This is a genomic window from Termitidicoccus mucosus (genome assembly GCF_038725785.1).
Classification (GTDB): Bacteria; Verrucomicrobiota; Verrucomicrobiia; order Opitutales; family Opitutaceae; genus Termitidicoccus; species Termitidicoccus mucosus.
This window is the reverse complement of sequence record NZ_CP109796.1, coordinates 7,420,938-7,433,193: the sequence shown is the minus strand read 5'-3', so window position 1 is coordinate 7,433,193 and position 12,256 is coordinate 7,420,938. Positions and strand designations below refer to the sequence as shown.

General features: G+C 64.3%; 7 protein-coding genes. 5 read left to right on the top strand and 2 right to left on the bottom strand.

Translation table 11 applies throughout. The annotated features are described in order from the left end of the window. Positions 1–137: 137 nt before the first annotated feature. Positions 138–1,319: a substrate-binding domain-containing protein gene (locus OH491_RS26040; RefSeq protein WP_068769706.1), complete on the bottom strand. Its 1,182-nt coding sequence runs from the start codon at positions 1,317–1,319 to the stop codon at positions 138–140. An 85-nt stretch (positions 1,320–1,404) separates the two neighbouring features. Between OH491_RS26040 and galB the strand changes: the two genes are divergently transcribed. After that, positions 1,405–4,116 carry a beta-galactosidase GalB gene (gene galB / locus OH491_RS26035; protein WP_084442022.1) on the top strand — a complete coding sequence of 904 codons (2,712 nt, stop codon included), beginning with the start codon at positions 1,405–1,407 and terminating at the stop codon, positions 4,114–4,116. Between the two features lie 32 nt (positions 4,117–4,148). Here the strand turns inward: galB and OH491_RS26030 are convergent, their stop codons facing one another. Then, positions 4,149–5,063, bottom strand: coding sequence for a helix-turn-helix transcriptional regulator (locus OH491_RS26030; RefSeq protein WP_068768351.1), 915 nt, complete (start codon positions 5,061–5,063; stop codon positions 4,149–4,151). A 152-nt stretch (positions 5,064–5,215) separates the two neighbouring features. Between OH491_RS26030 and nagB the strand changes: the two genes are divergently transcribed. The 4 genes from nagB (at position 5,216) to OH491_RS26010 (ending at position 12,074) form a co-directional block, all read left to right on the top strand. After that, complete coding sequence (gene nagB, locus OH491_RS26025; RefSeq protein ID WP_342750761.1) at positions 5,216–7,201, top strand: glucosamine-6-phosphate deaminase; 1,986 nt, start codon at positions 5,216–5,218, stop codon at positions 7,199–7,201. Positions 7,202–7,413: 212 nt separating this feature from the next. Continuing rightward, positions 7,414–9,498 carry a family 16 glycoside hydrolase gene (locus OH491_RS26020; protein WP_068768353.1) on the top strand — a complete coding sequence of 695 codons (2,085 nt, stop codon included), beginning with the start codon at positions 7,414–7,416 and terminating at the stop codon, positions 9,496–9,498. Between the two features lie 50 nt (positions 9,499–9,548). Continuing rightward, positions 9,549–10,925, top strand: a complete 1,377-nt coding sequence (locus OH491_RS26015) for a Gfo/Idh/MocA family protein (protein ID WP_068768354.1) — start codon at positions 9,549–9,551, stop codon at positions 10,923–10,925. 303 nt (positions 10,926–11,228) lie between these two features. Next, positions 11,229–12,074: a sugar phosphate isomerase/epimerase family protein gene (locus tag OH491_RS26010; RefSeq protein ID WP_084441758.1), complete on the top strand. Its 846-nt coding sequence runs from the start codon at positions 11,229–11,231 to the stop codon at positions 12,072–12,074. Positions 12,075–12,256 lie beyond the last annotated feature (182 nt).

Below are 12,256 nucleotides of genomic sequence, written 5' to 3'. Positions count from 1 at the left end.
GAGGATGTCCCGATCATGTCAGAAGACGGCGGAAACGTCTTTACCGAAAACGGCAATAATTTTGTCGTTTTGGCCAACATCATGAGCATCATGAATCCCGTCCGCATGGTTTTGCCCGGGGTCCGCCCCGTATCCCGTCACTCGTGCCGGAACATGGCGCGATATTCGCCCGGCGTCTGGCCGGTGGCCTGCCGGAAAAGCACGTTCAGGCGCGGCGAACTCGGGAAATCGCAGGCCTCGGCAATCGCGGTCAGCTTCATGTCCGTGGTCCGCAAAAAATACTGCACGCGCGCGATGCGCACGCGCTGGATTTCGCTGAGGATCGAGCGGCCGAGTGCCTGCTTGAAGCGCACTTTCAGGCCGCTGCGCGAAATGCCCGACGCGCGCACCACATCCTCCACGTAAACATTCTCCGATGCGTGCTCGCGGATGAATGCCACCGCGCGCGCCACCGCCTCGTCCTCGACGAACAGCACGTCCGTCGAGCGGCGCGCGGACACCGCTGTCACCGGCAGGTGCAACTCGCCTGGCAGGGCCGCCACTTTCCGCCCGTCCATCCATTTGTGCAACAGCGCCGCCGCCTCAAATCCGATCTGGCGCGACGGCAGCTTCACGCTCGAAAGCGGCACGTTTTCGAAATCCACCCAGAATTCGTCGTCGCCCGCGCCGATGATCGCGATGTCTTCCGGCACATTGCGCCCGATCTCCTGGGCGGCGCGGATGAGGTGCAGGGCAAACGGATCGAGCACGCCGAAAATCCCAAGCTGGCGGGGCAGTTTTCCCAGCCAGGCGCGCATGCGTGCGATGAGCGGCGCGCCTTCCTCCGCCAGGAGGGCCGGGCCCTCGCCCACGACGCACTTCGCCCACGGCATCCGCCCGTGCAGCGTGTGGCGGAAGCCCTTGATGCGTTCCTGTGAGAAACGCGCGTTGCGCTGCCCCCAGCATGCGAATGTGGTGCAGCCGCATGCGAGCAGGTGCTCCGCCGCCAGCCGCCCCACCGCCTCGTCGTCCTGCGTGACCAGCGGCAGCCGTGTCGACGGCATGACGTTGGAGATGTTGACGCACGGCACCGGCAGCCTGAGCAGCTTTCGCTCGACCGCCTTTTCGCGCACCAGCGCGATCATGCCGTCGATATGCTGCTCGCGCACCATGGCCGCGAGGTCCGTGCCGCGCTTGAGCGGACTGTTGCTGAGCTTGATGCGCCCCGTGGTAAACGCGTAATGCCGCGCGCCGAGGATGATGTTGCGCGAATATTCCCACCCGGTCTCGAGATTGAGCAGGTGCATGTGGAACGGGCTCTGGCGCGCATTCTTTCTCATGGCCAAAACAACAATATAATTACCTTTTATGGTAAAGACGTTTCGGGCCGGAGCTTTTACCATGCTGCGAATTTCCATCCACCCCATGAGCCAGACTCCGTCTTCCGAGAGCGCCGAACCCGGCCTGCCTCGCCACATCAAAAAATCCACGGCGCTCCTCTGCCTGCTGTCCGCGCCCGCGCTGGGCGCGGCTGATGCCGCCGCCCTCACGATTTCGAATGCCGATTCCACCCAGTCCGTGCGCGAGCGCATCGCGTTCAACGACGGGTGGCTTTTCCGGCAGGGCGACCCGGCGCACATCGGCGGCGCGCTGGACTACGAACGCGTGCGCGACTGGGTGCTGCCGACCGGCGACCACCTGCTGGCCGACGCGACGCGACGCGCACCCGCGGGGACACCGACTCCCGACGCCAATTATACGAATGGCACAACCTGGGCGCAGCCGGACTTCGACGACACGAAATGGCGAGCGCTGGACCTTCCGCACGACTGGGGCGTGGAGGGTGATTTCCGGCAAGATTTGCCCGGCGAGACCGGAAAGCTCCCGTGGTTCGGCACCGCGTGGTATCGCAAGCACTTTGACTCGCCCGCCAGCGATGCCGGACGCCGCGTCTATCTCGATATCGACGGGGCGATGTCCAACGCCCTCGTCTGGCTCAACGGCCGGCTCATCGGCGGCTGGCCATACGGCTACACCTCATGGCGCGTCGATCTCACGCCTCACCTGCGACCCGGCGAGATAAACACCCTTGCCATCCGTCTCGACAACGCCCGCGAATCCTCGCGCTGGTATCCCGGCGGCGGTCTCTACCGCAACGTCTGGCTGGTGAAAACCAATCCCGTGCACGTCGCGCAATGGGGCGTCTTTGTCACCACGCCGGTCGTCACGCGCGAGGCCGCCACCGTCGATATCGCCGTCACGCTGGACAACACGACCGCAACGGGCGCGAACGTCGAGCTGGCCCTGCGCGTCTTCGAGGCGGACGCGCAAGGCCGTCCCGCCGGCGCGCCCGTTGCCCTCGGCGAACCCGCCCGGGTGAAGGTGGACGCCGCGCGCCAGGCGAACTATTCGCACACCGTCACCCTCGCCGCCCCGCGCCTCTGGAGCCTCGCTGCTCGCCACCGCTATGTCGCCGAGACGCTGGTCATCGCGAGCGGCGCGCTCGTCGATCGCGTGACGACGCCGTTCGGTATCCGAAAAACAGATACGACTGCAGACCGCGGATTTCTGTTGAACGGCGAACGCGTGCCCATTCGGGGCGTATGCCTGCACCACGATCTCGGCGCGCTCGGCGCAGCGATCAATCTCCGCGCGATGGAGCGCCAGCTCGAAATCCTGCGCGAGATGGGCTGCAACGCCATCCGCACCAGCCACAATCCGCCCGCGCCCGAATTGCTCGAACTCTGCGATCTCATGGGTTTCCTGGTCATGGACGAGGCGTTTGACTGCTGGGCGATGGGCAAGAAACGCGACGACTACAGCCGCTTTTTCGATGACTGGCACGAGAAGGACCTTCGCGCCCTCGTCCGCCGCGACCGCAACCACCCGTGCGTCATTCAGTGGAGCATCGGCAACGAAATTCGCGAGCAGGGTCGCTCCGACGGCTGGAAACTCGCCGCCCGCCTCGCCGCCATCGTGCGCGAGGAGGACCGCACGCGTCCCATTGCCTGCGGGTTCAACGGCGTGCGCTCGGGCTACAGCGGGTTCCACGCTGTGATGGACATCGTCGGCTATAACTACAAGCCGCACGAATATGCGCGCTTCCGGGCCGCGCACCCGCACATCCCGCTGCTCGGCGCCGAGACGGCATCGACCATCAGCTCGCGCGGCGAGTATTTTTTCCCGGTCGGCGAAAACAAAAACGACGGCCGCGCCGACAACCAGGTCAGTTCCTACGATCTTTACGCCCCCCGATGGGCCACGACACCCGATGACGAATGGCGCGCCCAAGATGAAAATCCTGCCGTGCTCGGCGAGTTCGTCTGGACGGGTTTCGACTACCTCGGAGAGCCCACGCCCTACAACGACGACGCGACCAATCTCCTGAACTTTTCCGATCCCGTCGAGCGCGCCCGCGCCGAAAAGGAACTGGCCGAACTCGGACGCGTCCGCACTCTCGCGCGCAGCTCCTATTTCGGCATCATCGATCTCGCCGGTTTTCCGAAAGACCGTTTCTACCATTACCAGGCCCGCTGGCGGCCCGATCTGCCGATGGCGCACATCCTGCCGCATTGGAACTGGCCTGAACGCATCGGCGAAATCACCCCCGTGCACGTTTACACCAGCGCCGACGAGGCGGAGCTTTTTCTCAACGGAAAATCCCTCGGACGCAAAAAACGCTCGCCGCTCGAATATCGTTTCCGATGGGACGAGATCGTTTACGAGCCCGGCGAATTGAAGGTTCTCACCTGGAAAAATGGACGCCCGTGGGCCGAGGCCGCGCGCACCACGACCGGTCCCGCCGCGAAACTCACGCTCGGCGCGGATCGCGCCGCCCTTCGCGCGGACGGACAGGATTTGTCTTTCATCACAGTGACGATCGCCGACAGGGACGGTCGTCCGGTCCCGCGCGCACGTAATCTCATCCGGTTTCATGTAACCGGCCCGGCCGAAATCATCGCGACGGACAACGGCGACGCCACCGATCACACCGCATTCCGCTCCACCGCGCGCCGCGCCTACAACGCCCTCGCTCTCGTCATCATCCGAAGCCGTCCCGGTTCCCCGGGAGCGATCACGCTCACTGCGGAAAGCGACGGTCTGGCCGGTGCCAGGGTCGATTTGCGCAGCGAGTAAGCGGGGGACGGGCCATTTCCGCGCCGGCATCCTCACCGGCGTCTGGTCGATTTCCGCGGCTGGATGTGGGCGCCCTTGCGATATTCGAGCGGCGCCACGCTGTAGGCCGCGTGAAACGCGCGGCTGAACGTATAGACGGATGAAAACCCGCACATCTCCGCGATCTCGCTCACCCGGCGCGTGCTTAATCGGAGAAGGCCGCGCGCCTTTTCCAGCCGGAGCCACCGCACGTGCCTGCCGATCGTCACGCCGCACGATTCCCGAAACCGGGTCCGCAAATGGCTCGCGCTGATGCCCAGCGCGGCCGCCATTTCCTTCACGCTCGGCGGCAGGGCGCGTTCTTCGGCAAGCTCGTTGACCTTCGTCATCAGGCCCGGGCCTCCGGCGGCGCGGCCGCCCGCCAAGGTGCTTGCCGCCGGGCTTTGCCCCCGTTTGCGCGCGCCCGCGCGCGGGCGCTTGATATGAGCGAGCAACAGCGCCAGCAGCAACGTCGTCAAGTCGTCGGCGGTCGCGCCGGTTTTCAAATACACCGCCACCAGGTCCGCCATGATCCGCACCATGTCCGGCGTGATGTCGAACGGCTGGTAGCGCAGCGCCTCGAGCGAGCCGTCGTTGACCATGTCGAACGTGATGAACAGCCACTGCAACGCCTCGCGCCGGGCGTCCATGTAGTCGTGGAATTGGAACGGAAACACGAGCAGGCCCTTGCCCTCGCCCAACGAGACGTCGGTGTCGTCCACACGGACGGTCACGCCCGTGCGGAGCGCGAGCATGAGCACGAACCGGTGGTGCAGCGCGCGGCCGCGCTGCGGGCGGTTCAGGCCGGACGCGGAGCGCCGGCAAAAGCAGGCGATGTTGTCCGGCAGGACGAGCGTCGTCGCGCGCCTGCCGGCCAGCGGATGCGCCGGGGAGGGCAGCAGGGCCAGCAGTTTTTCCAGCGAGGGCATCTTTCTGGCCGCGCTCCGGGTTGTTATTTTTGTTAAAAACATAGTCGTTTCTGCCATTCAAAACAGACCACGACCCGGGTATCATCAGCAAGTCTTTAGAAACGCCGGATTGCAAAAATCGCCAACCGCCAAGCCCGCGAGCTTTCCTCTCGATGATCAGCCAGCACATCCTTGCGCCAAACCGCCACGAGCATGTCGCCCTTGCCGTTTTCAAGGACAACGCGGAGGCGTCCCGTTGCGTCGCGCGCGAAATCGCGGCGCTCATCCGCGAGCGCCAGCGCCAGGGGCGGCGGGCCGTCCTCGGCCTTGCCACCGGCAGCACACCGCTCGGCCTCTATGCCGAACTCGTGCGCATGCACCGCGAAGAGGGCCTCAGTTTCGCAAATGTCGTCACCTTCAATCTCGACGAATACCAGAATCTTCCGCCCGGGCATCCGCAAAGCTATCACCACTTCATGTGGACGCACCTTTTTGCCAAGGTCGATATCCCCGCCGCAAACACGCATATTCCCGACGGCAACGCGCCTGCCGCCGATGCGGAGGAATCCTGCCGGCGCTACGAACAGGCAATCGCCGAGGCGGGCGGCATCGACATCCAGATCCTCGGCATCGGGCGGACGGGCCATATCGGCTTTAACGAGCCGGGTTCGGCGCGCCGGTCGCGCACCCGTTTTGTCACGCTTGACCCGCTCACCCGCCGCGACGCCGCCAGTGATTTTGGCGGGGAGGAACACACGCCCCGGCAGGCCGTCTCGATGGGCGTGCGCACCATCCTAGGCGCGCGGCGGGTCATGCTGCTGGCCTGGGGGCAGCACAAGGCGCCCGTCGTCCGCGCCGCCGTCGAGGGCGAGGTGACCCCGCACTGTCCCGCGTCTTTTCTCCAGGAGCACGACAATGCCTTGTTCATCACCGACCTGGCGGCGGCGGGCGAGCTTACGCGCCATCGCGCACCCTGGCTCCTCGGCCCGCTCGAGGATCAGGGGCTCGAATGGGATGCGCGCATGACGCGCCGGGCCATCATCTGGCTTTCGTTGCGGCGGAAAAAGGCGATCCTCAAGCTTACCAACGACGATTACAACGAATCCGGCCTGCAAGACCTCCTGCGCATCCACGGTTCCGCCTACGACGCCAACCTCGCCGGGTTCTACCAGATGCAGCACACCATCACCGGCTGGCCCGGCGGGCGGGACCCCGCGCGCACGCGCCCCGGGGACGCGCCCTCGCGCCCGCTCCGCTCGACCAGCGCCGCCGTATTCCCGAAACGGATACTCATTTTCTCCGCGCATCCCGACAATGCCGTCATCGGCATGGGCGGCACGCTTTGCCGGCTCGTCGAGCACGGCCACGATGTGCATGTCGCCTGCCAGGTGTCCGGCGCCAACGCCATTTCCGACGAGGCGCTCTGGCGCGCGCTCCTCTTTGCGCGCGACACCATCGACGCGGCCTCTCCCGGGACGCCGCCGCCGGACTTCTCCGCGTCCGCCCTTTGCGCGGCCTTTGAAAACACGGGCGCGCTTCCCGCCGCGCCCGAAATCACCCGGCTCAAGGCGCTCGTGCGCCGTCACGAATCGATGGCCGCGGCCCGCGTCTGCGGGGTGCCGCTCGACCATCTGCATTTTCTCGACCTGCCGTTCTACCACCACGACGCCGACCGTCATCGCAAGCTCGCCGATGCCGACCTGCGGGTCATGCGTGCGATCCTCGACGAAATCCGCCCGCACCAGATTTTCGCCACCGGCGATCTCAACGACCCGCACGGCACACACCGCCTCTGCCTCAACGCGCTCCGCGACGCGCTCGCCCTTTGCGCCGCGGACAAAAAGGACTGGGTCGCCGGCACCGAGCTCTGGCTCTACCGCGGCGCATGGGCTTCGTGGGGTCCGGATGAAATCGACATGGCCGTGCCCCTCAGCCCGCAGGAAGTCCTGCGCCGCCGCCGCGCGATCTTCCGCCATGCCACGCAAAAGGACACGGCGCTTTTCGCCGGCGACGACCACCGCGAGTTCTGGCAGCGCAGCGAAGATCGCGGACGCGCCATCGCGGATGCCTACAACATCCTCGGTCTCGCCGAATACGAGGCCATCGAGGCCTTCAAACGCTATTCCCCCGAGGAATTTCTCGGCCACGCCCAGCTCTAGCATTTTTATAAATCAAAATGACACGTTGGCAGAGACAGGGTTTGGAGGGACGACCTCCGTGTCGTCCATTCCGGTTCTTCCGCTTTCCTCCCGAAGCGGACGACACGGAGGTCGTCCCTCCCGCAAAAATCTGTTTTTCAATAGTCATTGATATATAATCCTGAACCACCGTTCCCCCACCCCGCAGCCATCCCTTTTGCCACGCATTGCCCATGAAGAAAAAAAACAATCCCCGGGGAATTGCCCTGTGTGCCCTCGCCGCCGGAATACTCGCGCAAGCCGCATTCCTGCATGCGCAGGCACTCCCCTCGCCGCCCGCCGGGTTCGCGGCGCTTTTCAACGGACGCGACCTCGCCGGCTGGTGGGGCGCGAAGACCGAGGACCCGCGCGTTTACATGGCGCTGCCGCCGGAGGAATTCGCAAAAAAACGCGATGCCTCGCTGGCCGACATCCGCGCCCACTGGCGCGTCGAAAACGGCGAACTCGTCAACGACGGACAGGGCCTGTATCTGACCACCGGCAACGACTACGGCGACTTCGAACTCCTCCTCGAATACAAGGCCCTCCCGCTCGGCGACAGCGGCGTTTACCTGCGCGGGTGCCCGCAGGTGCAAATCTGGGACCACACCAACCCGAAGGAATTCAAAAACGGGGCGCAAAAAGGCTCCGGCGCGCTCTGGAACAACAGCCCCGGCGCGCCCGGCAAGGACCCGCTCGTCTTTGCCGACAAGCCTTTTGGCGAATGGAACAGCCTGCGCGTCATCATGGCCGGGTCGCGCGTCTGGGTCTGGTTGAACGGAAAACAAACCGTGGACGGCGCCGTCATGGAAAACTATTACGACCGCAAACTCCCGCGCGCGCAGCGCGCCCCGGTGCCCGCGCGCGGCCCGATACAGTTGCAAACACACGGCTCCGAAATCCGCTGGCGCGACCTCTATATCCGCGAAATTTCCGGCGCCGAGGCCACCGCCCTCCTGCGTGACCGCTCCCCTGACGGGTTCGAATCCGTCTTTAACGGCAAAAACCTCGACGGATGGACGGGCGCGACCGCCGCCGTGGCCGTCAAGGACGGCGCCATCGTCTGGCAGCCCAAAAAAGGCGGCACACTCTACACCGAAGCCGAGTATTCCGATTTCGTCGCCCGCCTCGAATTCAAGCTGCCCCCCGGCGGCAACAACGGCCTCGCCATCCGCTATCCCGGCAAGGGCAACCCCGCCTACGCGGGCATGTGCGAGTTGCAAATACTCGCCGCCGACTACGAAAAAGTCACCGGGCAAAAAATCGACCCGCGCCAGGCGCACGGCTCCGCCTACGGCATGGTCGGCGCGCACCGAGGCTACCAGCGGCCTGCTGGCGAATGGAATTACCAGGAGGTCACCGTCGCCGGCCCGACCATCAAGGTGGAGTTGAACGGCGCGCCCATCCTCGACGCGGACCTGTCAACCGTGACCGAGTTCATGGGCGACAAACCACATCCGGGCAAGGACCGCGCCAGCGGCCACTTCGGCTTCGCCGGCCACAACGATCCCGTCGAGTTTCGCAACATCTCCATAAAACCCCTCCAGCCTATCCAGCCTGACCAGGCCGCCGCACCCCAAACCCTCCGCGTCCTCTGCTATAATATCCACCACGGCGAGGGCACCGACAAAAAACTCGACCTCGACCGCATCGCCGCCGTCATCGAATCCGCCGCCCCCGACCTCGTCGCCGTGCAGGAAGTTGACCGCGACACCACCCGCACCGGGCGGGTTGACCAGGCCCGCGTCCTCGCGGAAAAACTCCGCATGGACCACGCCTTCGGCAAAACCATCAACTACCGCGGCGGCGAATACGGTATCCTCATCCTCTCCAAATTTCCCATTGAGCGCCACGAAATGATGCTCCTCCCCCCGCCCGTCCAGAAAGAACAGCGCGGCCTCCTCGTCGCCCGCCTCAGCCTTCCCGGCAAACGCGCGCTTCGCTTCGCCTGCACCCACCTCTCCGTCGCCTCCGCCGATGAGCGCGCCATCCAGACCGCGACAATCAACGAACTCCTCCTCGACGATCCCGCCCCCGTCATCCTCGCCGGTGACTTCAACGCCCGCCCCTCCTCCGCCCCCGTCGCCGCCCTGCAAAAACATTGGGCCGACACCGCCGCCCCCGCTCTCGGCAAACACGCCACCCCAGACCGCGAAAACCGCATTGATTATATCTTCCACCGCTCGGCCGACCCTTTCAAAGTCCTCGAAACCCGCACTCTCGACGAACCCGTCGCCTCCGATCACCTGCCCATCCTCGCCATCCTCCAGCTTGACTGAACCAACCCGGACAAATCCCGGGCCAAAATCCACCAACAACCGCCTCCGTCATGCACGCCCGCCACGCCCTCGCCACCCGCCGCGCCTTCCTTAAAACCGTCGGTGCCGCCGCCCTCGCCGCGCCCTTTGTCACGCGCGGCCTCCTCGCCAACCCGCCCTCCGGGCGCCTTCGCCACGCCGCCGTCGGCCTCGCCCACATGGGCTGGCAGGACTTGCAACAAATCTCCAGTTGCGACGGCGTCGAAATCGCCGCGTTGTGCGACGTTGACGAATCCCTCGCCGCCCAGGCGCGCGAGGCGTTTCCCGACGCCCGCTTCTTCCGCGACTGGCGCGAAATGCTCGCGAAAATGGGCGGCTCGCTCGACAGCATCAATGTCTCCACGCCCGACCACATGCACGCGCCCATCGCCGTGTCCGCCATGAGCCTCGGGCTCCACGCTTACGTGCAAAAACCCCTCGCGCACGAATTGTATGAAGTCCGCCGGATGCGCGAAATCGCCCGCGCGAAAAAGCTCGTCACGCAGATGGGCATCCAAATCCACTCCAACGCCCACTACCGCATCGCCGTCGCCGCCCTCCGCGCCGGCGCCATCGGCAAGGTTCGCGAGGCCCATTCGTGGTGTTACAAGACTTGGGGCGACCCCTCGCCCAAGCCCGACCGCATTGACCCCGTGCCCGAAAATCTCGCCTGGGACAACTGGCTCGGCGTCTGCGACGCCCGCCCCTACATCGGCGACATCAGCGACAACCCCGCCAAGGCAGACTACTACTACCACCCCTCCAACTGGCGCAAACGCCTCGACTTCGGCACCGGCACCCTGGGCGACATGGCCTGCCACATCTTCGACCCCGTCTTCGGCGGCCTCGGCCTCGGCTCGCCCATCTCCGTCCGCTCCGACGGCCCCGCCCCCGCCCACGGCAACTGGGGCATCGACGCCCGTGTCACGCTCACCTTCGCCCCCACGCCCTTCACCACCGGCGGCGCGTTCCGCCTCTTCTGGTATGACGGCGCCCAGCGTCCGCCCGCCGAAATCACCGGCCTCGTCGAACTCGACAAACTCAAGGACAACAAGCTGCCCGAGCAGGGCACCCTGTTTGTCGGCGAAAACGGCGCGCTCCTGCTGCCGCACATCGCGCGCGCCCAGCTCTTCCCCACGGCAAGCCACGCCGGCTACCAGTTGCCCCGTGAAAAAGGCGCCAACCACTGGAAAACCTTTGTCGAGGCCTGCCGCGGCAACGACAAAACCACCGCCGGCTTCGACTACGCCGGCCCGCTTACCGAGGCCGTCCTCCTCGGCGGCGTCGCCGCGCGCTTCCCCAAGACCACGCTCAAGTGGGACAGCGCCGCGTTGAAATTCGACCTCAAGGCCGCGGACAAATTCGTCCGCAGCAAATACCGCAAAGGCTGGGAAGTCGCCGGACTGTAGAAAAAATTAGAAATCAGGAGTCAGGAATTAGAAAACACGAAACATGAATTATAAACAGACCGGCGAAGCCGCAGGGTTTGTTTTTCCAATACCAATTACGAATGGAATTTATATTTCAGGTAGGGCGAGGCGTCCCGCCGAGCCGCGAGCCGCAACGGCTCGGCGGGACGCCTCGCCCTACCCAAACCGGACCGGCACAGAGGCCGGCCAAAAGGATAAATCTCGTTCGTAATTGGTATAATTCCTAATTTTCCCCTCTTCCTCCCGCTGCGGCGAAAAACCAATAATCCTACGATACACACCATGATGCCCATCCACGCACCCATGCCCGGACGCCTTGCGGTTTGCAGCTGGTCGTTGCAGGCGCGCGACCAGCACGAGTTGATTGAGCGGCTTGTGCGCACCGGCATTCGCAACGTGCAACTGGCGCTCGACCCCTTGCGCGAAACCCCGGCGGCGTGGGACGGCATCGAAAGCCTGCTCGCCAGAAATAATATAACCGTCATTTCGGGCATGCTCGGCTGCGTCGGGGAGGATTATACAACGCTCGAATCAATCAAGCGCACCGGCGGCATCGCGCCCGATGCCACGTGGGCGGAAAACCTGGCGAATTTTCGCGAGGGCGCGGCGATTGCATCGCGTCTCGGCTTGAAACTCGTGACATTTCACGCAGGCTTCCTCCCGCGCAAAACGGACGCGGGCTTCCCCGTGATGAAGGAACGGCTGGAGACGCTCGCCAGCCTTTTTGCGGAAAGAAAAATCGCGCTCGGACTGGAGACGGGGCAGGAAACCGCCGGGGAGCTGGCGGAGTTGATGCGGGAGCTGGCGGACGGCAAAAACAATAACATCGGGGTGAACTTCGATCCGGGAAACATGATTCTCTACGGCAAGGGCGACCCGGTCGCGGCGCTGCGCGCGCTGGCGCCGTGGCTGCGGCAGATTCACATCAAGGACGCCAGGCATGCGAAAACGCCCGGCGCATGGGGCGAGGAGGTCCCGGCGGGGCGGGGCGATGTTGATTGGGCGCATTTCTTTGAGACGTTGCGCGAGCTGGGCTATGGCGGCGATTTTGCAATCGAGCGCGAGGCCGGGATGCAGCGCGTCGAGGATATTCGCGAGGGGCGGGAATTCCTTGGAAAATTCGTATAATATGGGAGGTTCTAAAAATTCATTTTTGAACAGAAGGGAACGAAGATAACGAAGAAAAAACAAAGAAAATCATGATTATAATTTATTTATTTTAATTTAAGCAGAATTAAACAGGCAGCATCCTTGGTTATTCTTCGTTCTCTTCGTTGCCTTCTGTTCAATTTTTAGATCCTTCCATATCA

Excerpts from the sequence above, each read along its gene's own strand:
- OH491_RS26010 (WP_084441758.1), top strand. The coding sequence starts at position 11,229 with ATGATGCCCATCCACGCACCCATGCCCGGACGCCTTGCGGTTTGCAGC.
- OH491_RS26020 (WP_068768353.1), top strand. The coding sequence starts at position 7,414 with ATGAAGAAAAAAAACAATCCCCGGGGAATTGCCCTGTGTGCCCTCGCC.
- OH491_RS26015 (WP_068768354.1), top strand. The coding sequence starts at position 9,549 with ATGCACGCCCGCCACGCCCTCGCCACCCGCCGCGCCTTCCTTAAAACC.
- OH491_RS26030 (WP_068768351.1), bottom strand. The coding sequence starts at position 5,063 with ATGCCCTCGCTGGAAAAACTGCTGGCCCTGCTGCCCTCCCCGGCGCAT.
- galB (WP_084442022.1), top strand. The coding sequence starts at position 1,405 with ATGAGCCAGACTCCGTCTTCCGAGAGCGCCGAACCCGGCCTGCCTCGC.
- nagB (WP_342750761.1), top strand. The coding sequence starts at position 5,216 with ATGATCAGCCAGCACATCCTTGCGCCAAACCGCCACGAGCATGTCGCC.
- OH491_RS26040 (WP_068769706.1), bottom strand. The coding sequence starts at position 1,319 with ATGAGAAAGAATGCGCGCCAGAGCCCGTTCCACATGCACCTGCTCAAT.